This is a genomic window from Amycolatopsis sp. NPDC049159, assembly GCF_040648295.1.
GTDB lineage: Bacteria > Actinomycetota > Actinomycetes > Mycobacteriales > Pseudonocardiaceae > Amycolatopsis > Amycolatopsis pretoriensis_A.
Genome location: NZ_JBEZDL010000014.1, coordinates 187,944 through 208,512, shown reverse-complemented (window position 1 = coordinate 208,512; position 20,569 = coordinate 187,944). Strand labels below are relative to the sequence as shown.

Sequence of the window (20,569 nt, the reverse complement as noted above, 5' to 3'; positions counted from 1 at the left end):
GTGACCACGGCCGCGGACCCGGCCGCGGGGGCGGTGGTCAGCCCAGCCGGCCGAGGCCGCCGTACATCCGGCGGGTGGTGTCGCCTTCGCGGCGCCAGTGCCCGGTCGGCACCAGGCCGGGCGCCTGCAGCGTGAAGCCGTTGAACAGCGCTTCGATTTCGGCGCGGGTCCGGAACACCATCGGCGACGTCGCGTTGCGGTAGATCGCGCGCATGGTGTCCTGCTCGTCGTCCGGCGACTCGTCGGCGTTGAGGTGCGAGAGCGCGAGGAACGACCCCGGCGCCAGCCGCTCCCGGAACGTGCGGATGATGCCGTGCGGGTCGTCTTCGTCGGTGATGAAGTGGAAGACGGCGACGCACAGCAGCGCGACCGGCTGCGTGAAGTCGATGAGGTCCGCGAGCTCCGGATTGTCCACAATGGACAACGGGTCGCGCAGGTCCGCGGTCAGCAGCCGGGTGATCTTCTGCTCTTCTTCGGTGAGCAGGGTCTTCCCGTGGGTGGCGACCACCGGGTCGAGGTCCACGTAGGCGACCCGGGCGTCCGGGATGGACCGGCGGGCGATCTGGTGGGTGTTCTCCATGCTGGGCAGCCCGGCCCCGACGTCGATGAACTGGCGCACGCCGTGCTCGGCCGCGAGGTGGTGCACCACCCGGCCGAGGAAGCGGCGGTTCTCCCAGACGACGTCCTTGGTGAGCACCTCACCGACCTGGTCGATGACGGCGTCCCCGGCTTCCCGGTCGACCGGGAAGTTGTTGTCCCCGTGGAGGAAGTAGTCGTACATCCGCGCCGGCGACGGCTTCTCCGCCGCCACGGCGTCTTCTGCTCCCGGCATCCTGGCCTCCCGCACGTCGGTCCCGGCCGCGAGCCTAAGCCGCGCCGGGACCGCGGTCGCCTTCGTGCGTGCGCTGGTCAGCGTTGCGGGTACTCGTCGCGCAGCCGGAGCCAGCCCATGGTGGAGGTCTGCGGCCAGCCTTCCGGCGAGTCCTCCCAGACCTCCTGGCGCCCGTACGGGGTGAGGTCGAGCAGGTTGAAGTCGAGGCGGAGGCGGTCGGTGCCGCGCCCGTTGGTGAACCAGGTCCGGAAGACCTCGTCGCCGTCGCGCAGCAGCACGCTCACGCCGAAGCCGCCGCCGGTGCCCATGTCTTCGTTGAACGTGCTGCCGTAGCTCGAGTACCACGGGATCTGCCAGCCGAACCGCTGCCGCAGCGGTTCGAGTTCTTCTTGCGGCGCCACGGACTCGAGGATCAGCCGCACCCCGCGGGGAGCCAGGTGCGCCCACGGCGAGAGGTTGTCGGTCAGCGACGCGCAGCCGACGCAGAGGTGGTCGCTGCCCGGCTGCTTCATGTAGTGGTAGATGATCAGCTGGTTGTGGCCGTCGAACAGCGAGACGAGATCACCGGTTTCGCCGTCGGGGCCGGTGAAGACGTAGCCGTCCTTCAGGCGGACCATCGGCAGCCGCCGCCGCTGCGCGGCGAGGTCGTCCAGCGCGTGGGTGAGCTCCTTTTCCTTGACGAGGAGCTTGTCGCGCTCGGCCTGCCATTCCTCCGCCGAGACGACGGGCGGGCGATTCATGGGGTGGTCCTTTCCTTCGGCGGTGGGGAAACCGACCGTAGCAGCGGTTTCGGACGGGGGACATCGGTTGCCGGTGGGAGCGCACGGGAGAAGACGCCGGTCAATCGTGTGGGTGAAAGACTGGAGTTTTCGTTCGATGAGCGGCCGGAAACGGCGAGCGGCGGGCCGGGGAAACCCGGCAGCCGAGGAGAGGCGCCCGATCCGGGGAAGCCGGAAACTGGGGCCTCGACCCGTACCCAGCCGAAAGTGGTCATGTCCATGAACGCGATTCCCGAACGCACCGGCGTCACGACCTTCCGCGGCCGTCCGGTGACCCTGCTCGGGCCGGCCGTCGGTGTCGGCGACCAGGCTCCGGACTTCACCCTCGCGGCGCCGGACATGTCGCCGCTCGCGTCCGCCTCCCTCGCCGGGCGGGTGCGGATCGTCTCGGTCGTGCCGTCGCTCGAGACGCCCGTCTGCGACCTGCAGACCCGCCGGTTCACCGAAGAGGTCACCGGGCTCGGCGACGTCTCCGTGCTCACCGTTTCGGTCGACCTGCCCTTCGCGCAGGCGCGTTGGTGCGGGGCCGCCGGGATCGAAGGCGCGCTGGTCGGCTCCGACCACCGCGACCTCTCCTTCGGCACCGCCTACGGCGTCGTGATCAAGGAATTCCGGCTGCTCGCGCGCGCCGTTTTCGTGATCGACGCGAACGACACCGTCGTGCACGCCGAATACGTGCCGGAAATCGGGGAGCACCCCGACTACGACGCCGTCATCGCCGCCGCCAAGGCCGCCGAATCCGCGCGGCTCGCCGCGTAGGGACGACAAGCACGAATGAAGGCGCCCGCGCGGAACCGGGTGCCCACCATGGTAACCGGGGTTTGCTGTGCCGAACCCGGCAGAGATCCGTGACGACAAGGGGCCGGAATGACGACCACCGAACAATCCCGTTTGGACGCGTACTACGGAGAGTTCACCAGCGACAAGGAGAAGGAGGTGCTCCAGGTTCCGCTGCGGCTGGTGGCGGCGTGGGCGAAGAACGACGCCGACGGTGTCGCCGACGTCTTCCTGGAGGACGGCCTCCTGCTGCTGCCCGGTGACGTGTACAAGGAGGGCCGCGAAGAGATCCGCATCTTCATGAAGGCCGCCTACGCCGGGCCGTTCAAGAACAGCGGTGTCACCGGGCAGCCGGTCGACCTGCGCTTCGTGACCGACGACGTCGCGCTGATCCGCACGCACGGCGGCATCCTGGCCGAGGGCGAGACCGAGATCGCGCCCGAGCTGGCCGTCCGCTCGACCTGGATCACCGTCAAGCGCGACGGGAACTGGTACCTCGCCGGGTACCAGAACAGCCCGCGCGGCGAAGGCGCCACCCTCCGCTGGTAACCCCCATCTTCGAGGAGACACCGATGACTTCCAAGGCTTCCGACCTGGTCGCCAAGGCCAAGCAGTGGGCCGGCTACTACGGCGACTTCCCGAACGGCGAGGAGGGCGCGATCTTCACCGTTCCGCTGCGCCTGCGCGCCGCCTGGGACGCCGGTGACGCCGACGCGCTCGCCGACCTGTTCACCGTCGACGGCAGCATGCTGATCGGCGACGAGCAGCTGCGCGGCCGCGAGGCGATCCGCGCCTACCTGACCGAGCAGTTCGCGGGTGCGTACCGCGGCAGCCGCGTCGCCGACGAGCCGGTGCAGGTCAAGTTCCTGGCCGACGGCGTCGCGCTCGCCATCACCAAGGGCGGCTTCATCAACCAGGGCGAGACCGAGATCGCGCCGGAGAACGAGAACCGGGCCACCTGGGTCGTGCGCAAGGAGGGCGGCGACTACAAGCTCGTCTCCCACCAGACCAGCCCGATCCGCGGCTGAGCCCGTCGCGGTGCGAAGGCCACCCCCGCGCGGGGTGGCCTTCGCGCGTGCACCGTCCACTGTGGTCGGGCACGGGAGAAGTCGACGCCGGGCGCGGGCCGCCGCCACGATGGGTGGCCACAGGCGACGAGCGGAAGGTGATCCCGTGGACAGCAAACCCGCAAGACTCTCCGATCAGGAACAGGCCGGTATCCGCCTGTTCGAGGAGACGCTGGGCTACGTCTATTCCGCGGCGTTGCGCGCCGCGGCCGCCGTGGGCGTCGCCGACCACCTGGCCGACGGGCCGAAGTCGGTCGTCGAGCTGGCGCAGGCCACCGGGGCCCACGCGGACAACCTGAACCGCGTCCTGCGGGCGCTCGCCATGCGCGGGGTGTTCCACGAGGACGAGCAGGGGCGCTTCGAGCTGACCCCCGAGGCCGAGCTGCTGCGCTCGGACGTGCCGGGCTCACTGCGGTCCGCGGTGCTGACGTTCACCGACAAGACGTTCTGGAACTCGCACGGCGAGCTGGCCCACAGCGTCGAGCACGGCGACGCCTCCTTCGACAAGGTGTTCGGCACGACGTTCTTCGACTACTTCCGGGACGTCGAGTCGCCGGAGACGTTCTACTCGGGCATGCAGTCGAAGTCCGACTCGGAAAACGCTTCCATCATCCGCAACCTGAAGTTCCCGGCCGGCGCGACTGTCGTCGACGTCGGCGGCGGGTACGGCGGGCTGCTGCTCGAAGCGCTGCGCGCGGACGACAGCCTCTACGGCCTCCTGATGGACCTGGGCGACCACGTCGTGTCCGGCCACCGCCTCGGCGAACTGGGCGACGACGAACGCTGGGAGCTCGTCACCGGCGACTTCTTCGAGGAGTGCCCGCCGGCCGACGTGTACCTGCTCAAGCACATCATCCACGACTGGAACGACGAGCAGTGCGTCCGCATCCTGCGCAACTGCCGCCGCGCAATGCGCCCGGGCGGCCGCATCGTGGTGCTGGACACGGTGATCCCGCCGCGCAACGAACCGCACCTGGGCAAGCTGTTCGACATCATGGTCATGTCGATCCTGCCGGGTCGCGAGCGGACCGAGGAGGAGTTCCGGGCGCTGTTCGCGAAGGCCGAGCTGGAGTTGACCCGGGTGCTGGACACGGGGTTCGCGGTGTCGGTGGTGGAGGCCGTGGCTCGTTGAGTGCTTGGGGTGGAGGGCCTCGCTCGCGGTTGGCGGGCGGGGCCTTTTCGCTACGCGTGTGCGCGCCTCGACCTCCCGGAGGCGGTACAGCTTGTGCAACGGGCTCCGCTCGCGCTCGGCGAGCGGAGCCCTTCCGCTACGCCGCCAAGTCTTCGGGAAGATCCAGCAGCTGCCCGAGCGCGGCACCCTCCCGGTGCAGCCGGCGGCAGATCTCGTTGATCCGCTCCGGCAGCCCGAGCACCTCGTTGGCGGTGAGCAGCCCGTGGGCGAAGAACCAGCCCGCGCGGGCGTCGACTTCTTCGAGGCAGTGCGGCTCGTGCAACGGGCCCCGCTCGCGCTTGGCGAGCGGGCCTTTCCGCTACGCGGCCTGGTCTTCGGGAAGATCCAGCAGCCGCCCGGGTGCGGCACCCTCCCGGTGTAACCGGCGGCAGGTCTCGTTGATCCGTTCCGGCAGCCCGAGCACCCGCTCCGCGGTGAGCAGCCCGCGGGCCAGGAACCGGCCCGCGTGGGCGTCGACTTCTTCGAAGCAGTGCGGCTCGTGCAACGGGCCTCGCTCGCGCTCGGCGAGCGGAGCCCTTCCGCTACGCCGCCAAGTCTTCCGGGATCTCCAGCAGCTGCCCGAGCGCGGCACCCTCCCGGTGCAGCCGGCGGCAGATCTCGTTGATCCGCTCCGGCAGTCCGAGCACCTGCCCGGCCGTGAGCAGACCGTGGGCCAGGAACCAGCCCGCCTGCGCCTCGACCTCCTCGATGCAGTGCAGCTCGTACAGGTCCGACGGCAGCTCGCCGGAGAGGACTTCCGCTGTCACGCGGGCGGAGTGGGCCGCGGTGAAGCGCAGGGCCAGCTCGGACCGCGCGTTCCAGCCGGCGAACGTCCCGTCCAGCCCGGTCGTCAGTTCCTCGTGCAGCAGCCGCTCCCGGTGCCCGAAGAGCGTCACCCACTCGTCGGCGCCCGGGGCGGCCGCGGGTGGGGTGTAGTCCTGGCCCGCCGCCATCGTCCAGGCCGCGTCCAGCCGGATCAGCCGGTTGTCGCCGCCGGCGGACTGGAACGCCAGCGTCAGGCCCTGGTAGCCGATGAGGCGGTGCTCGGAGAAGAAGCCGGCCGTGCCGCTCGCCGAGCGGGCGCGGTTCACGGCGTCGTCGGCCAGCGACGTGACCGCGACCTTCGTCAGCCCCAGCTCGCGGTGCACGCCGGGCGGTGCGCCGAAGGACCAGTAGCGGCCGGTTTCGCGCCGGGCGAGCGTCGTCGCCGCCAGTGCCGACGCCAGCGCGCCGAACAGCAGGCGCTGCTGGTTGAGGTGCTCGATCGCGGGGATCTCGCCGGCCAGCCGGTCGAGCGTGCCGCGGTGGCTCGCGCGTTCGAGGGCGAGGGACACGCTCGCGCGCGCGACCGCGGCCAGGCCGACGGTGATCGCGCCCCAGCCGAAGCGGCCCATGCTCATCGTGCGCCGGCCGCGGGCACCGGTGTCGGCCAGCGGGTCGTGGAACTCGCCCGCGGAGGTGATCGACGCGCCGTCCCGCAGCCAGCGCCGGTAGGGCACCCGGACGCCGTCGAAGCGGACCGTCGCGTAGTCCAGGGGCAGCAACGCGGTCGGCGGGCACGGCTCGATCGTGACGCCCGGGCACGGCCCACGCTCGTCGCGCACCGGCACCAGGAACAGCGCGGTGCCGTGCTCCGTGCCACCGATGACGAGCCGGGCGCTGACGACGGCGAGCGTCGCGAAGCCGGCCGGGCCGAAGGTGGCGGGGTACTTCGCCGCGCCGGGCACCGGGCTCGACAGCACGAACTCCCGCGTCGCCGGGGCGAAGACGGCCTCGGTGTGCGTGCGGGAGTTGCTGTTGGCGTGACCCAGTTCGGCGAGCAGCGCGGCGCCGGTCCAGCGTCCGGAGACGAGGCCGGCCACGTCCTCTTCGGCCGCGCCCTGGTCGAGCGCGGCGCCGGTGGCCATGCAGTGGTGCAGGAACAGCAGGAAGAACCGGCCCGGATCGGCCACCGCGGCCGACTCCAGCAACGACCGCAGGCGCGGGTGGTCGTGCAGCAGGGGCCGGTCGGCGGCGAGCGCGGCCCGCAGGCGCGCGTCCGGCGGCTCCTCGGTTCGCAGGGGAATCATGTCCGCCCTTTCCGCGGGCCGGGTCCACTCCACTGTCGCACGGTAGTCAGGGCTCGCACAGCGCTCTACTCCGAGGGTGCCCTCTGGGTTTCGGGCTTCGCCGGAAAGTGGCAACGCCTGCCGTGCGGTGCCATTCTCGGTCGTTCCACACCTACTCTCCACAGGAGTGACCGTGAATTCGGAAACCACGCTGACCAGAGAACTGTACGACGGGTTGCAACTCGTCGAGTTCGACCGCTGGGACGCCATCATCGCCGACGACGTGCTGATCAACAGCCCGGCCCAGTTCGGGCAGATCGGCCTGGGGGCACTGAAGGAATGGGCGAAGTGGTTCGTGCGCCTCGGCAAGCGCATAGACCTCGTCGACGAGCACCTCGCGCTGGACGACCAGGGGAACGGGCGGGGATTCATCGTCTTCAACCTGCACTGGAAACACGACGAGCCGTTCTTCCACATCGGGCCGACCGGCCGGGAGGGAACGTCCGTGGAAACAATTGTGCTGAAGATCGAGAATCACCGCATTTCGCAGATCGACGTCGCGAGCAACACCGTCGACCTCGTCCTCTACCTGACGCAGCGCGGCTGGCCCTACCCGCACAACGTGCGCCCGGAGCCGCTCGTCGCCGGGCTCGACCGGAGCGCGTGACTTAGCGGCAATGCAGAAGGCGCCGGGTCACGGGGTGGCCGCCGATGATGGACGGGACCCGTCCGCTGAGGCTAAGAGGAGGACCCGGTGTCCGCTGAAGTCGACGCGTCGTCCGCGTTGGACGACTACTACGGCCCGTTCACGAGCGAGCGGGAAAAGGAAGTGCTGGGCGTCCCGCTGCGGCTCGTCGAAGCCTGGGCGCGCAACGACGTCGACGCGGTCGTCGACGTCTTCACCAAGGACGGCACCCTGATCCTGCCGGGTGACGTCTACAAGGTCGGCCGCGACGAGATCCGCCCGTTCCTGGCGGCCGCGTTCGCCGGCCCGTTCAAGGACTCGCGCATCACCGGCAAGCCGGTGGACCTGCGGCTGGTCAACGACTCCGTCGCGCTGATCCGCACGCACGGCGGCATCCTGGCGCCGGGGGAGACCGAGATCTCGCCGGAGCTGGCCGTCCGCTCGACCTGGACGGTCAAGAAGGAAGAAGACGGCGTGTGGTACCTCGCCGGCTACCAGAACAGCCCGCGCGGCACCGGCGCGACCCTCCGCTGGTGACCACCCCGAACACCGACGAAGGAGCCGCAATGCCCGCCACCGCAACGGAGATCCTCGCCTCGTACGGGGTCGAGGAGGACACGGACTTCTACCGGGAGTTCACCGACCCCCGGGACCGCGCCGCGCTGACCGTGCCGCTGCGCATCACGCACGCGTGGAAGACCAACGACGCCGACGAGTTCGCCGGGGTCTTCACCGAGAACGGCAGCCTGCTCATGCAGGACCAGCAGCTGACGAGCCGGGAGCAGATCCGCGCCTACATGCAGGCGGGCTTCGACGGCCCGCTGGCCGGCGCGCATGTCAAGGGCTGGCCGCTGCAGGTGACGTTCCTGGCCGAGGACACCGCCATGGTGATCACCCAGGGCGGCATCATCCTCGACGGCGAGACCGAAACCGCGCCGGAGCGCCAGATCCGCGCCACCTGGATCGTGGTGGAGCGGGACGGCGAGTGGTCGCTCCTGTCGCACCAGAGCAGCCCGGTCCGGGGCTGAGCACCGTCGCCCGGCGGCGTGCTCCGCAATCGCGGAGGTGCGCCGCCGGAGCGGGTAAGCGGATTCTCGATCCGAAGCCGCACGTGGAAACCCGGAAGGACCACCGATGACGACGAACGTCCCCGTCCCTTCGCGCGAGGAACTGGTCCGCCGGGCCCAGGGCCTGGTGCCCCTCCTGCAGAAGAACGCCGTGTGGCACGAGGAGAACCGCCGCCTGCACGACGACACCCTCGAAGCGCTGGGCGACGCCGGGTTCTTCAAGCTGCGCGTGCCGAAGCGGTACGGCGGGTTCGAGGTCGACACCTCGACCCTGAACGCCGTGCTCGTCGAACTGGCCCGCGGTGACGGCGCCGTCGGCTGGACGACGTCGGTGTGGAACATCCCCGGCTGGATGGTCGGCATGTTCCCGGACGCCGTCCAGGACGAGGTCTACTCGACGCCGGACGTCCGCGTCTGCGGGACGCTCAGCCCGGGCGGGCAGGCCGTGCCCACCGACGGCGGCTACGTCGTCAACGGCCGCTGGGGCTTCATCAGCGGCGCGCTGCACAGCCACTGGCAGGAGATCATCGCGATCGCCCCGACGCCGGACGGCCAGGGCATGTGGCCGGTCGCCGCGCTGGTGCCGCTGAGCGACCTGCAGGTCATCGACGACTGGTACACGATGGGCATGGCCGGCTCCGGCAGTGTCACGACCGTCGCCAACGATCTGTTCGTGCCCGCCGAGCGCGTCATCCCGCTGGTCTCGATCCTGCAGGGGCAGAGCCACTCGCCCGCGAGCGCCGAGCTGCCGATCTACCGGAACCCGTTGCTGGGCGTGGCGAACGCGTCGTCGGCGGGCACGCCGATCGGGCTGGCCGAGGCCGCGATGGAGAACTTCCTCGAGCGCGTCGGCACCCGCAAGATCACCTACACCGACTACGCGCACCAGGCCGAAGCTCCCGTCACGCACCTCAAGGTCGCCGAGGCCCGGCTGCAGATCGACCAGGCCGCCTTCCACGCGGACCGGATCACCCGGACCGCGGACGAGAAGGCCGCGACCGGCGCGGAGTGGTCGCTCCTCGAGCGCGCCCGCACCCGCGCGGACATCGGCGCGATCTGCAAGCTCACCAAGTCCGCGGTGGACGCGCTGAGCCTCGCCAGCGGCGGTTCGTCGGCCTACACCAGCGTGCCGATCCAGCGCATCGCGCGGGACATCCACGTCGTCAACCTGCACGCGCTGATGGCGCCGGACACGAACAACGAGCTCTACGGCCGGGTCCTGCTCGGCCTGGAACCGAACACGCAGTACATCTGAGGCGCCCCGCACCGGCGGAGAAGTCGACGACCGACCGCCGGGTACGGTGAATTCGGTTTCGGAAAGTGTTGTGTGCCAACGTTCCTGGGGCGAATTACGTCGTCTCCTCTCATGATTGGACTGAAAGCCGTGACCACACCTGGGATCCCGCCGTTGTCCGCCCCGGCGCAGGAACTGGAAGACCTCGACCGCAAGCACCTGGTCCGCTCGATGCACCGCGGTGACATCACCGACCGCCTGGTCATCGTCAAGGGGCAGGGCAGCACGGTCTGGGACGCGCGCGGCAACGAGCTCCTCGACGCCGCCGGTGGCGGGGTCTGGCACTCGCCGGTCGGTCACGGCCGCGCCGACCTCGCCGAGGTCGCCGCGAAGCAGATCAAGGAGATCGAGTTCTTCACGAGCCTCCTCGAGTTCACCAACGAGAAGGCGATCCGGCTGGCCGAGCGGCTCGCGCAGCTCGCGCCGGCCGGCATCAACCGGGTCGCGTTCTCCAGCGGTGGCTCGGAAGCGGTGGAGACGGCGATCAAGGCCGCCCGGCTCTACCACACCCGCAAGGGATCGCCGGACCGGACGTGGATCCTCGCCCGGCACTACTCGTTCCACGGTGCGACCTACGGCAGCGGCACCGCGACCGGCTTCCCGCCCATGCAGGCGGGGGTCGGCCCGAACCTGCCGCACGTCGAGAAGCTGTCCCCGCCCTACCCGTACCGGGCGAAGCAGCTCTACGGCGACGTCGACCCGACCGACTTCCTGGTCAAGGAGCTCGAGGACACCATCGAGCGGATCGGCGCGGGCAACATCGCCGCCATGATCGGCGAGCCGATCATGGCGGGCGGCGGCGTGCTCGCCCCGCCGCCGGGGTACTGGAAGCGCGTGCGCGAGGTCCTCAGCAAGAACGGGATCCTGCTCATCGCGGACGAGGTCGTCACGGCGTTCGGCCGGATCGGCTCGTGGTTCGAGTCGGCGAACCAGGGCATGGACGCGGACATCATCACCGCGGCCAAGGGCATCGCCGGTGGCTACGCGCCGCTCGGTGCCACGCTGATGACCGACGACATCGCCGACACCCTCATCGGCGACGGCGGCTTCTTCCACGGCTACACGTTCCAGGGGCACCCGGTCGCCTGCGCGCTCGGCCTGGCCACGCTCGACATCATCGAGCGCGAAGGCCTGCTGGAGAACGCGCGGCGCATCCAGGGCTGGTTCGAGGAGGGGCTGGCGCCGGCGCGCGAGCTGCCGAACGTCGGGGACGTCCGCATCGAGGGCACGCTCGCCGCCCTCGAACTGGTCGCCGACAAGGAAACGACGATCCCGCTGGACTGGTCGCAGGTGGAGGCGGTCGCGTTCGAGACGCGCAAGGCCCACGGCGTGATCGCCCGGCCGTACGGGCACAACTTCGTGCTCGCGCCGCCGCTGGTGTTCACCGAGGCGGAGGCGCGCCGGGCCACCGCGGCGGTCGTCGAGGTCGTGTCCCGGCTGCGTCCGGACGGCACGCTCGCGCCGCGCTGACCCCGTGGGACGGCGGGTGCGAGCCCGCCGTCCCGCCCGCCGAGCTCCGGCAGCGAGCTCGACCCCGATCCACCTTCTGGAGCTTGGAGAACAGATGTACGACTACGTGATCGTCGGCGCGGGTTCGACGGGGTGCGTGCTGGCGGCCCGGCTGTCGGAGGATCCCGACGTCAAGGTGTGCCTGCTGGAGGCGGGGCCGCCGGACGACGCCGAGGAGATCCACATCCCGGCGGCGTTCAGCCAGCTGTTCCGCACCCGCTACGACTGGGACTACGACACCGCGGAGGAGCCGCACCTCGGCGGGCGCCGGCTCTACCTCCCGCGCGGCAAGGTGCTGGGCGGCACCAGCTCCACCAACGCGATGCTGTACGTCCGCGGCACGAAGCTCGACTACGACGGCTGGAACCAGCCAGGCTGGTCGTTCGACGAGGTGCTGCCGTACTTCAAGAAGTCCGAGGACAACGAGCGCGGCGCTTCGCCCTACCACGGCGAAGGCGGCCCCCTGTCCGTTTCGGACAACCGCTCGCACAACCCGAGCTCGGTCGCGCTCGTCGAGGCCGCCGTGCAGGCCGGGTACAAGGCCACCGACGACTTCAACGGCGCCGAGCTGGACGGCTTCGGCGAGTTCCAGCTGACCCAGCGCGACGGCAGGCGGTGGAGCACCGCGGCGGCGTTCCTGCGCCCGGCGCTCGGCCGGCCGAACCTCACCGTGCTGACGGAGTTCCGCGCGCACAAGGTGATCATCGAGAACGGCCGCGCGGTCGGCGTCACCGGCCAGCAGCGCGAGGACGCCCCGGTCGACATCCGCGCCGAGCGCGAGGTCATCCTCTCCGCCGGTGCGTACAACTCGCCGCAGCTGCTGCAGCTGTCCGGCATCGGCCCGTCGTGCCTGCTTTCGGCGTTCGGCATCCCGGTCGTCGCCGACAGCCCGCAGGTCGGCCAGAACCTCTCCGACCACGCGCTCGTGCCGCTGGTTTCGGTGCACTCGCAGCCGATCAGCATGACCGCGGCGGCCACCCCGGAGAACTTCCGGCTGTTCATGGAAGAGCAGCGCGGCCCGCTGACCGGCAACGGCCCGGAGGCCGGCGGCTACTTCCGCACCCTGCCGGACCTGCCCGCCCCGGACGCGGCGATCTTCGCGGCGCCGGTGATGTTCGTGGAGAGCGGGCTCGCGTTCCCCTACGAGCACGCGATCTCCCTCGGCCCGGTGCTCATCACACCGGAGAGCCGCGGCAACATCACCCTGCAGTCGACCAACCCGACGGCGAAGCCGCGCATCCTCAACAACTTCTTCGCCGAGGAGTCCGACCTGGAGACGGGTGTGCGGGCGCTGCGGGTCTCGATGGACATCGCCAAGCAGGAAGCCCTGCGGCCGTTCCACGAGTCGTTCTACCAGCTGCCGGCGTCGGACTCGGACGAGGACCTCAAGGCCTACCTCCGCCGCTACACCCACTCGATCTTCCACCCGGCGGGCACCTGCGCGATCGGCGAGGTCGTCGACGCGGAGCTGCGCGTCCAGGGCGTCGACGGCCTGCGCGTCGCCGACTGCTCGGTGATGCCGGTCGTCGGCCGGGGCAACCCGAACGCGTCCGCCATCATGATCGGCGAGAAGGCCGCCGACCTCATCAAGGAGGCCAGCTGATGTACGACTACATCGTGGTCGGCGCCGGCTCCGCGGGCTGCGTGCTCGCGGCTCGGCTGTCCGAAGACCCCGACGTCAAGGTCGCCCTGGTCGAGGCGGGCGGCAACGACGACGTCGAGAACATCCACATCCCGGCCGTCTTCGGCGACCTGTTCCGCACCCGGGTCGACTGGGACTACGACTCCCACGAAGAAGAGCAGCTGAACCGGCGGCGGATCTTCCACCCCCGCGGCAAGGTGCTCGGCGGCACCAGCTCGATCAACGCGATGCTGTACCTGCGCAACAACCGCATCGACTACGACGGCTGGAACCAGCCCGGCTGGAGCTACGACGACCTGCTCCCGCTGTTCAAGCGCTCGGAGGACAACGAGCGCGGCGCGTCGGAGTACCACGGTGCCGGCGGCCCGCTGTCCGTTTCGGACGGTCGCTCGCTGAACCCGGCGACGACGGCGCTCGTCGAGGCGGCGCTGCAGGCCGGGCACCCGGCCAACGACGACTTCAACGGCCCCACCCAGGACGGCTTCGGCCGCTTCCAGGTGACCCAGCGCAACGGGCGCCGGTGGAGCACCGCGCAGGCGTTCCTGCACCCGGCGCTCGAGCGGCCGAACCTGACGCTGATCAAGAACTACCAGGTCTACCGCGTGCTGATCGAGAACGGCCGCGCGATCGGCGTCACCGGCCGTCAGGTCGACGAGGAACTCACGCTGCACGCCGAGCGCGAGGTCATCCTCTCGGCGGGGGCGTACAACTCGCCGCAGCTGCTGCTGCTCTCCGGCGTCGGCCCGGCCGACCAGCTGCGCGGGCTGGGCATGGAGGTCGTGCTCGACCACGCCGAGGTCGGCAAGAACCTGCAGGACCACCCGCTGGTCCCGCTGATCTACGAACACTCGCAGCCGAACAGCCTGCTGAGCGCGTTCGAGCCGGAGAGCATCCGGGCGTTCCAGGAAGAGGGCCGCGGCCCGCTGACGTCGAACGGTCCCGAGGCCGGCGGTTACGTGCGCACCCAGCCGGGGCTGCCCGGGCCGGACGTCGTGTACTTCGCCGGGCCGATGGAGTTCGTCGACAGCGGCCTGACGGTGCCGACCCGGCACGCGATCACCTTCGGCCCGGTGCTGCTGACGCAGCGCAGCCGCGGGCAGATCACGCTGGTGGCGGAGGACCCGACGGCCAAGCCGAAGATCGAGCACCGGTACTTCACCGCGGAGGGCGACATCGACGTCGCGGTGGCCGGCGTCCGGATCGCCATGGACATTGCGCGCCAGCCGGCGTTCGCGAAGTTCAACGAGCGCCTGCTCAACGCCCCGGCGACGGACTCCGACGACGACCTGCGCGAGTACGTTCGGCGCTACACGAACTCGATCTTCCACGGCAGCGGCGCCTGCGGGATGGGCCGGGTCGTCGACCACGAGCTCAAGGTGTACGGCGTCGAAGGCCTCCGGGTCGCCGACGTCTCGGTGATGCCGACCGTCGGGCGCGGCGCGCCGAACGCGACGGCGATCGTCATCGGGGAGAAGGCGGCGGACCTGGTCCGCGGCGCGCAGTCGACGCACTTGGCCAAGGCGTCCTGACGCGGCTCCCCGCGCGGAGAAAGGGACGGCCGGCACCCGCCGGCCGTCCCTTTCGCGTCCCCGGCTCCGCTCACGACCCGCCTGGTCGAAGTGCGCAGCGGGGGAGACGAGGGCGGGCCGCTCGCAAGCGAAAACTTGGTCGCGAACCCCTTCGCGAGCGAGTGAGAGGAAGAACCCGTGAGCGCAGCATCCGACCGCGGCTCCGGGGACGCGCGACCGGCGTCCCTCCGCCGCACCCTCGGCACTCCCAAGATCGTCTTCCTGGTCGTGGCCGCCGCGGCTCCGCTCGCCGCCATGGTCGGGACCGTTCCGCTGGCCTTCGCCATCGGCAACGGGGCCGCCGTGCCCGCGATGTTCGTCTTCGCCGGGCTCACGCTCCTCTGCTTCTCCGTCGGGTACGCCGCGATGAGCCGCCGGATCGTCACCTCCGGCGGGTTCTACGGCTATCTGTCCGCCGGGCTCGGCCGGCCGGCCGCGGTCGGGGGTGGCTGGGCCGCGGTGCTCGCCTACAACACCGCCACCGTCGGCATGACCGGCGCCTTCGCCTACTTCGCGCAGCTCGTCGCCTCCTCCTACGGCCTCGACTGGCCGTGGCCGGTGTGGGCGGCGATCGGCCTGGCCCTGATGGGTGTGCTGGGCTACCGCAAGATCGACTTCAGCGCCCGCGTGCTGGCCGTCCTGATGATCGCCGAGGTCGCCATCCTGGTGCTGCTCGACGTCGCGGTGCTGATCCGGCACGGCGGCGGCGCGCTCCCCGCGGCCTCGTTCGACCCGGCGACGATCGTCGGCGCCGGGCTCGGCGTCTCCCTGATGTTCGCCCTCATCTCCTTCATCGGCTTCGAATCCGCCGCGCTGTACGGCGAAGAGTCGCGCAACCCGCGCCGCAGCGTGCCGCTCGCCACCTACTGGTCGGTGATCCTCATCGCGGTCTTCTACGCGCTGACGAGCTGGGTCGCGGTCGGTGCCGTCGGGCCGGGGCAGCTGCGGGACGTCGCCGGGCAGCAGCTCGGCAACCTCTTCGGCAGCCTCACCGACGACTACCTGGGCTCCGCGGTCACCACCGGGATGCAGATCCTGTTGTGCACCAGCCTGTTCGCCGGGATGCTGGCCATGCACGGTGCCTCGAACCGGTACCTGTACGCCCTCGGCCGCGACCGCGTGCTGCCCGCCGGGCTCGGCGCGGTGCACCGCAAGCACGGCTCGCCGCACCGCGCGAGCCTGACGCAGACCGTCTTCACCGTCGCCGTGACCGCGATCTTCGCCATCGCCGGCGCGGACCCCTACGTCAACCTCGCCACGACCATGACCGGGCTGGGCACGCTCGGCATCGTCGGGCTGCAGGCGGCGGCGTCCCTTTCGGTCATCGCGTTCTTCCGCCGCCGGCCGGACCGGCACTGGTGGCGCACCGGGGTCGCGCCCGTCCTCGGCCTGCTCGGGCTGGTGGCGTCCGCGGTGCTGGTGATCCAGAACTTCGACCTGCTGACCGGCACCACCAGCACGCTGGTGAACTCGCTGCCGTGGGCGTTCGTTGTCGTCGTGGCGGCCGGCGCGGGCTTCGCGCTGTGGCTGCGTGCCCGCCGTCCCGAGCGTTATGCGGCGCTTTCCCGAATCGCGTCGGAACGCGGCGGCCTGGCGGCGGTCCCGGACCCGGAAGAGCCCGGTGACCGGCGGGCCGAGGCAGCCTGAGCGGCACTCGGGGAGATGTCCGCCCCGCTTCGCGCCCATACGATTTTTCCTTGGCGGCTGAAGAAAGTCTCCCGCCGACACGTCCTGGAGGAGCCGAAACAATGCGTGTGCAATTCGCCATCTGGCCGGCCCCGGCGCACACCTACCCGCTGGCGCCGCTGGCCTGGGCGCTGAAGTCCGCGGGGCACGAAGTCGTGATCGCCACGCACCCGGGCGGGGTGGAGACGATCGCGTCGATGGGCATCACCCCGGTCCCGGTCTGCGACATCGACAGCATGCCGATCCCGATGGGCCCCGGCCGCGCCTACGAGAAGGAGCGGGCGGACCTGGCCGAGATCACCGAGGCCCTCGAAGCACTGGGCTTCGACGCCGACGACCCGGACCGCGAGCACTGGGACGTCTACAGCCAGTACTACCTGCCCGCGCAGTGGGACTTCGCGCCGTGGAAGGGCGACCCGAACGAGCCGCTGCCGTTCCTCGACGGCCTCGTCGAGTTCACCAAGGCGTGGAAGCCGGACCTGGTGATCTGGGACGCCTGCCTGCCCGCCGCCGCGGTGGCGGCCAAGGTCGCCGGCGCGGCGCACGCCCGCTGGTGGACCGCGCCCGACGTCTTCTGCCGCAGCATCGACAAGTTCAAGGAGCTCACGAGCAAGCCGGGCGCGCCGGAGCTGCCGAACCCGGCGGTCGAGACGGTCCGCGCGGCGGCCGAGCGCTACGGCGTCGAGATCGACGACGAGCTGCTGTGGGGCCAGTGGACGATCAACTCGCAGCCGACGGAGATCGGCCCCGAGGTGTCCGCGAACGTCGTCCCGATGCGCTGGGTGTCGTACTCGAGCCAGCAGCCGATGCCGGACTGGCTGTACCCGGTGCCGGAGCGCCCCCGCGTCGCGGTGTCGCTGGGCCTGTCCGAGCGCGCGTTCATGGAGGGCGGCTGGGACCACATCCCGGTGCTGCTGAACGCACTGTCCGAACTGGACGTCGAGGTCGTCGCGACGCTCGACGACCAGCAGCTGGCCAAGGTCGAGCAGATCCCGGAGAACGTCCGCGTCCTCCCGTTCGTCCCGCTGGACCAGCTGGTCCCGACGTGCTCGCTGCTCATCCACCACGGCGGCGTCGGCACGGTCATGCCGGCGATCCTGAACAGCGTCCCGCAGCTGCTGGTCGACTTCGTCGGCCACAGCATCCGGGCGAACCCGTCCGGCGCGGCCCGCCTGGCCCGCTCGCGCTACAGCCTCGGCCCGGCGCTGGCCCGCTTCACCCTGGCGAAGGGCGCGGGTCTGGTGCTGAACGTGGCCGAGCCGGACGCCTCGGTGATGCGCGAGCAGATCCGCCGGGTCCTGGAAGAGAAGTCCTTCAAGGAGAACGCCCAGCGGCTGCAGAAGGAGATCAACTCGGTCCCCGGCCCGGCTGAGTACGTGAAGATCCTGGAGCAGCTCACGCTCGACCACCAGGGCTGAGCCGGGAGCTGGGAGCAAAGGCCGCGGGCCGGGGGAGCGATCACCCGGCCCGCGGCCTTTTCGTGCGAGCGGTTCAGCCGGCGCGGCGGAGTTTCGGCTGCAGTGCCAGGGGCGTCAGCGTCCGCACGACTTCGGCGGGTGACGGCTGGGCGGCGTTTTCCGCGGCGACCCCGGCCGCCACTTCGGCGAACCGCGAGTCGTCCAGCAGCTCCCGGCACGCCGCCGCCACGGCTTCGGGCGTGATCTCCCCCGGCGCCAGCCGCAGCCCGGCGCCCGAACGGACCACGGCTTCGGCGTTCCCGATCTGGTCGTCGAAGTGCGGCAGCACCAGCTGTGGCACGCCCGCTTCGATCGCCGCCAGCGACGTCCCGTTGCCGCCGTGGTGGACCACCGCGTCGCACGTCCGCAGCACCTGCGCCAGCGGGAGCCGTCCCGCGTGGAGCACCGCGGACGGCAGCGTGCCCCACTCCGCCGCCGTCTCGTCGGCCACCGCCACCACCAGCTCGATGTCCAATGTGGACAACTCCTCGAGCAGGGCCAGGAACAGCCCGGCCGTGCCCAGCCCGGGGAGCACGGTGCCGAGCGTCAGGCACACCCGCGGCCGGCGCGGCGGGACCGCCAGCCAGCCCGGCAGCCGGGCGTCGCCGTTGTAGGGCACGTGCCGCATGCTCGCGTGCTCGGCCGCGTGCAGGTGGCGCAGGCTCGGCGGCCAGGTGCCGACGACGTGGTCCGCGCGCGGCAGTTCCGGCAGCCCCAGCGCGGACAGCTCGCCGGCGAGCACCTCGTTCGCCGCGGCCCGGTACTCGCGCAGCGCCGGCACGCCCCACTGCAGCTCGACGCCGGGGACGCCGTGCACCGCCGCCGTGACCGCGCCGGCCGCGGCCGCGCGTTCGAACACCACCAGGTCCGGCTGCCAGCTCTCGGCGAGCCGGAGCGTGCCGACCAGGTTGGCGGCGGAGATGCGGGCGAACACCCGGCCGTGGGCGAGCAGGTGCTCGCCGGCGTCGTCGAAGCCGTCCCCGGCGAGACCGGTGAAGTCCGCCGCGGGCCCGGCCGGGGTCGCCGGGAGGCCCGCGCGCAGCACCGTCGGCAGGTAGTCCGCCGACGTGGTCACCACGACCTCGGCGCCGGCGGCCCGGTAGGCCCACGCGAGCGGCACGAGGGGGAAGAAGTGTCCCGAGAGGGGCACCGTGGCGAAGAGGATCCGCATGATCGTGTGCTCCCAGCGTCGGCGAACGCCCAGGTGGGCGACGGTCCTTGCCTTCGAGGTTCCCAGCCGCCCGGCGCCGTCAGCGTCTCGTCGATTGCTTGCGGAGTTCGTGACGCAGAGCAATCAGAAAGATGCGGTCGTCATCGAGAGTGACCGACGATCAGTGTTGGACGAGTCACGCCCGGTGACTCTTGAAACGATTCAGACAAATCATCCAAAGGGGATCATGACCACCAACAGCTCGACGCCCCCAGGCGAGCGGGCGGGCAAGAAGGAGTGGATCGGCCTCGCCGTCCTCATCCTCCCGACCCTCCTGCTGTCGCTCGACCTGAGCGTCCTCATCCTGGCGATCCCGCACGTCACCGCGGACCTGCACCCCAGCAGCGCGCAGATGCTGTGGATCGTCGACATCTACGGCTTCACCATCGCCGGGCTCCTGGTCACCATGGGCAACCTCGGTGACCGCATCGGGCACCGCAAACTGCTGATGATCGGCGCCGCGCTGTTCAGCGTCGCCTCGGCGGTGGCGGCCTGGTCGTCCAGCGCGGAGATGCTGATCGCCGCCCGCGCGGGGCTCGGCATCGCCGGCTCCACGCTGATGCCCACGATGCTGGGCCTGATCTCCACGATGTTCCGCAACGCCAAGCAGCGGGCGGTCGCGATCAGCGTCCAGACGAGCTTCTTCATGGTCGGCATGGCGATCGGCCCGCTGGTCGGCGGCGTCATGCTGTCGGCGTTCTGGTGGGGTTCGGTGTTCCTGCTCGGCCTGCCGGTGATGGGGCTGCTGCTGGTCGTCGCCCCGATCCTGCTGCCCGAGCACCGGGCCGCCGGCGCCGGCGGCTTCAAGCTCGACCTGGTCAGCATCGTGCTGTCGATGGCCACCATCCTGCCGGTCGTCTACGGCCTCAAGGAACTGGCGCGCGGCAGCTCGGTCGTGGTGTCGCTGGTGGTCCTCGCGGCGGGCCTGCTCTTCGGGGTGGCGTTCGTCCGGCGGCAGCGCCGGCTCGCCGACCCGCTCCTGGACGTGCGGCTGCTCGGCCGCCCGGCCTTCAGCGGCGCGCTGGGCATGATGCTGCTCGGCGGCTCCACGATCAGCGGCATCATCCTGCTGTTCAACCAGTACCTGCAGCTGGTGCTCGGCCTGTCGCCGCTGAACTCCGGCCTGTGGCTGATCCCGTACACCGTCGGCATGGTGGCCGGGTACATGGTGTCGCCGGGCCTGGCCCAGCGGTTCCGCCCCGCCGTCGTCATCGCCGGCGGGATGCTGGTGTCCCTGGTCGGGTTCGTGCTGCTCACGCAGGTGCCGGCGAGCGGCGGGCTGGTCATCGCGGTGCTCGGCACGGTCCTCGCGACCGCCGGCCTCTCGCCGATGCTCGTGCTGGGCATCGGCCTGGTGATGGGTTCGGCGCCGCCGGAGAAGGCCGGGGCGGCGGGCGCGATTTCGCAGACGAGCAACGAGCTCGGGGTCGCGTTCGGGATCGCCGTGTTCGGGTCCGTCGCCACGGCCGTCTACCGCGGCGTGGCCGAGGTCCCGGCCGGCGTGCCGTCGGACGTCGCCGCGGCCGCCCGCGAGGGCATCGCCGAAGGCACGGCCGCGGCCGGCACGCTGCCCGGTGACCTCGCCGGGCAGCTGCTGACCGCCATCCGCGAAGCCTTCACCAGCGGGTTCGCCGGTGCGGCCGTGGTGTGCGCGGTGCTCATGGTGGTGCTCGCGACGGTGGCCCTGCTGCTGTTCCGGCACGTGCCGAAGAGCGGCCAGGAACCCGCCCCGGCTCCCGAGCCGGAGAAGGTCCCGGCCGCCGAAACCGTGTAGTCC

General features: G+C 71.0%; 20 protein-coding genes. 14 read left to right on the top strand and 6 right to left on the bottom strand.

All coding sequences use genetic code 11. The annotated features are described in order from the left end of the window. Nucleotides 1–37 precede the first annotated feature (37 nt). Both AB0B33_RS26280 and AB0B33_RS26275 read right to left on the bottom strand, forming a co-directional pair. Nucleotides 38–832 (bottom strand): SAM-dependent methyltransferase, encoded by a 795-nt coding sequence (locus AB0B33_RS26280; RefSeq protein WP_360776561.1) that lies wholly within the window; start codon nucleotides 830–832, stop codon nucleotides 38–40. A 77-nt stretch (nucleotides 833–909) separates the two neighbouring features. Continuing rightward, nucleotides 910–1,572, bottom strand: coding sequence for a DUF899 domain-containing protein (locus AB0B33_RS26275; protein WP_360776559.1), 663 nt, complete (start codon nucleotides 1,570–1,572; stop codon nucleotides 910–912). A 258-nt stretch (nucleotides 1,573–1,830) separates the two neighbouring features. Here AB0B33_RS26275 and tpx point away from each other — a divergent pair, with 258 nt between their 5' ends. The 4 genes from tpx to AB0B33_RS26255 all read left to right on the top strand — a co-directional run bounded on the left by tpx (nucleotide 1,831) and on the right by AB0B33_RS26255 (nucleotide 4,587). Then, nucleotides 1,831–2,370: a thiol peroxidase gene (gene tpx, locus AB0B33_RS26270; RefSeq protein WP_247020300.1), complete on the top strand. Its 540-nt coding sequence runs from the start codon at nucleotides 1,831–1,833 to the stop codon at nucleotides 2,368–2,370. Nucleotides 2,371–2,478: 108 nt separating this feature from the next. Continuing rightward, nucleotides 2,479–2,937, top strand: coding sequence for an SgcJ/EcaC family oxidoreductase (locus AB0B33_RS26265; RefSeq protein WP_360776557.1), 459 nt, complete (start codon nucleotides 2,479–2,481; stop codon nucleotides 2,935–2,937). A 23-nt stretch (nucleotides 2,938–2,960) separates the two neighbouring features. Continuing rightward, nucleotides 2,961–3,416 (top strand): SgcJ/EcaC family oxidoreductase, encoded by a 456-nt coding sequence (locus AB0B33_RS26260; RefSeq protein WP_247020302.1) that lies wholly within the window; start codon nucleotides 2,961–2,963, stop codon nucleotides 3,414–3,416. Nucleotides 3,417–3,561: 145 nt separating this feature from the next. After that, nucleotides 3,562–4,587 (top strand): methyltransferase, encoded by a 1,026-nt coding sequence (locus AB0B33_RS26255; RefSeq protein WP_247020304.1) that lies wholly within the window; start codon nucleotides 3,562–3,564, stop codon nucleotides 4,585–4,587. Nucleotides 4,588–4,723: 136 nt separating this feature from the next. On the opposite strand, the gene AB0B33_RS26250 is transcribed toward AB0B33_RS26255, so the two are convergent. Genes AB0B33_RS26250 through AB0B33_RS26240 form a run of 3 tightly spaced genes read right to left on the bottom strand, consistent with a single transcriptional unit; the run spans nucleotide 4,724 to nucleotide 6,695 of the window. Beyond that, nucleotides 4,724–4,909: a hypothetical protein gene (locus AB0B33_RS26250; protein ID WP_360776555.1), complete on the bottom strand. Its 186-nt coding sequence runs from the start codon at nucleotides 4,907–4,909 to the stop codon at nucleotides 4,724–4,726. Nucleotides 4,910–4,945: 36 nt separating this feature from the next. Further along, complete coding sequence (locus AB0B33_RS26245) at nucleotides 4,946–5,131, bottom strand: hypothetical protein (protein ID WP_360776553.1); 186 nt, start codon at nucleotides 5,129–5,131, stop codon at nucleotides 4,946–4,948. A gap of 37 nt (nucleotides 5,132–5,168) precedes the next feature. Beyond that, nucleotides 5,169–6,695, bottom strand: coding sequence for a hypothetical protein (locus tag AB0B33_RS26240; RefSeq protein ID WP_360776551.1), 1,527 nt, complete (start codon nucleotides 6,693–6,695; stop codon nucleotides 5,169–5,171). Nucleotides 6,696–6,867: 172 nt separating this feature from the next. Here AB0B33_RS26240 and AB0B33_RS26235 point away from each other — a divergent pair, with 172 nt between their 5' ends. The 9 genes from AB0B33_RS26235 to AB0B33_RS26195 all read left to right on the top strand — a co-directional run bounded on the left by AB0B33_RS26235 (nucleotide 6,868) and on the right by AB0B33_RS26195 (nucleotide 17,543). After that, nucleotides 6,868–7,341, top strand: a complete 474-nt coding sequence (locus AB0B33_RS26235) for a hypothetical protein (RefSeq protein WP_247020308.1) — start codon at nucleotides 6,868–6,870, stop codon at nucleotides 7,339–7,341. An 87-nt stretch (nucleotides 7,342–7,428) separates the two neighbouring features. Next, the gene (locus tag AB0B33_RS26230) at nucleotides 7,429–7,896 is read left to right on the top strand and encodes an SgcJ/EcaC family oxidoreductase (protein ID WP_247020310.1); all 468 of its coding nucleotides are present in this window, start codon (nucleotides 7,429–7,431) and stop codon (nucleotides 7,894–7,896) included. A gap of 29 nt (nucleotides 7,897–7,925) precedes the next feature. Then, nucleotides 7,926–8,387, top strand: a complete 462-nt coding sequence (locus AB0B33_RS26225; protein ID WP_247020312.1) for an SgcJ/EcaC family oxidoreductase — start codon at nucleotides 7,926–7,928, stop codon at nucleotides 8,385–8,387. Nucleotides 8,388–8,493: 106 nt separating this feature from the next. Then, nucleotides 8,494–9,681 carry an acyl-CoA dehydrogenase family protein gene (locus AB0B33_RS26220; protein WP_247020314.1) on the top strand — a complete coding sequence of 396 codons (1,188 nt, stop codon included), beginning with the start codon at nucleotides 8,494–8,496 and terminating at the stop codon, nucleotides 9,679–9,681. 129 nt (nucleotides 9,682–9,810) lie between these two features. Further along, nucleotides 9,811–11,190: an aspartate aminotransferase family protein gene (locus AB0B33_RS26215; protein WP_360776548.1), complete on the top strand. Its 1,380-nt coding sequence runs from the start codon at nucleotides 9,811–9,813 to the stop codon at nucleotides 11,188–11,190. Nucleotides 11,191–11,284: 94 nt separating this feature from the next. Then, nucleotides 11,285–12,832 (top strand): GMC family oxidoreductase N-terminal domain-containing protein, encoded by a 1,548-nt coding sequence (locus AB0B33_RS26210; RefSeq protein WP_360776546.1) that lies wholly within the window; start codon nucleotides 11,285–11,287, stop codon nucleotides 12,830–12,832. Beyond that, entirely contained in the window at nucleotides 12,832–14,400 is a 1,569-nt protein-coding gene (locus AB0B33_RS26205) for a GMC family oxidoreductase N-terminal domain-containing protein (protein WP_247020320.1), read from the top strand. The genes AB0B33_RS26210 and AB0B33_RS26205 overlap by 1 nt, the downstream gene beginning before the upstream one ends. Before the next feature lie 177 nt (nucleotides 14,401–14,577). Beyond that, nucleotides 14,578–16,086: an APC family permease gene (locus AB0B33_RS26200; protein ID WP_247020322.1), complete on the top strand. Its 1,509-nt coding sequence runs from the start codon at nucleotides 14,578–14,580 to the stop codon at nucleotides 16,084–16,086. Between the two features lie 101 nt (nucleotides 16,087–16,187). Continuing rightward, the gene (locus tag AB0B33_RS26195) at nucleotides 16,188–17,543 is read left to right on the top strand and encodes a nucleotide disphospho-sugar-binding domain-containing protein (RefSeq protein ID WP_360776543.1); all 1,356 of its coding nucleotides are present in this window, start codon (nucleotides 16,188–16,190) and stop codon (nucleotides 17,541–17,543) included. A gap of 73 nt (nucleotides 17,544–17,616) precedes the next feature. Here the strand turns inward: AB0B33_RS26195 and AB0B33_RS26190 are convergent, their stop codons facing one another. Further along, nucleotides 17,617–18,753, bottom strand: coding sequence for a nucleotide disphospho-sugar-binding domain-containing protein (locus AB0B33_RS26190; RefSeq protein WP_360776542.1), 1,137 nt, complete (start codon nucleotides 18,751–18,753; stop codon nucleotides 17,617–17,619). Between the two features lie 226 nt (nucleotides 18,754–18,979). Between AB0B33_RS26190 and AB0B33_RS26185 the strand changes: the two genes are divergently transcribed. Continuing rightward, nucleotides 18,980–20,566, top strand: a complete 1,587-nt coding sequence (locus AB0B33_RS26185; protein ID WP_360776540.1) for an MFS transporter — start codon at nucleotides 18,980–18,982, stop codon at nucleotides 20,564–20,566. The last annotated feature ends 3 nt before the right edge of the window (nucleotides 20,567–20,569 follow it).

Coding starts and splice junctions, on each gene's coding strand:
- AB0B33_RS26240 (WP_360776551.1), bottom strand. CDS start 6,695: ATGATTCCCCTGCGAACCGAGGAGCCGCCGGACGCGCGCCTGCGGGCC.
- AB0B33_RS26190 (WP_360776542.1), bottom strand. CDS start 18,753: ATGCGGATCCTCTTCGCCACGGTGCCCCTCTCGGGACACTTCTTCCCC.
- AB0B33_RS26185 (WP_360776540.1), top strand. CDS start 18,980: ATGACCACCAACAGCTCGACGCCCCCAGGCGAGCGGGCGGGCAAGAAG.
- AB0B33_RS26260 (WP_247020302.1), top strand. CDS start 2,961: ATGACTTCCAAGGCTTCCGACCTGGTCGCCAAGGCCAAGCAGTGGGCC.
- AB0B33_RS26205 (WP_247020320.1), top strand. CDS start 12,832: ATGTACGACTACATCGTGGTCGGCGCCGGCTCCGCGGGCTGCGTGCTC.
- AB0B33_RS26275 (WP_360776559.1), bottom strand. CDS start 1,572: ATGAATCGCCCGCCCGTCGTCTCGGCGGAGGAATGGCAGGCCGAGCGC.
- AB0B33_RS26280 (WP_360776561.1), bottom strand. CDS start 832: ATGCCGGGAGCAGAAGACGCCGTGGCGGCGGAGAAGCCGTCGCCGGCG.
- AB0B33_RS26265 (WP_360776557.1), top strand. CDS start 2,479: ATGACGACCACCGAACAATCCCGTTTGGACGCGTACTACGGAGAGTTC.
- AB0B33_RS26195 (WP_360776543.1), top strand. CDS start 16,188: ATGCGTGTGCAATTCGCCATCTGGCCGGCCCCGGCGCACACCTACCCG.
- AB0B33_RS26225 (WP_247020312.1), top strand. CDS start 7,926: ATGCCCGCCACCGCAACGGAGATCCTCGCCTCGTACGGGGTCGAGGAG.
- AB0B33_RS26220 (WP_247020314.1), top strand. CDS start 8,494: ATGACGACGAACGTCCCCGTCCCTTCGCGCGAGGAACTGGTCCGCCGG.
- AB0B33_RS26210 (WP_360776546.1), top strand. CDS start 11,285: ATGTACGACTACGTGATCGTCGGCGCGGGTTCGACGGGGTGCGTGCTG.
- tpx (WP_247020300.1), top strand. CDS start 1,831: ATGAACGCGATTCCCGAACGCACCGGCGTCACGACCTTCCGCGGCCGT.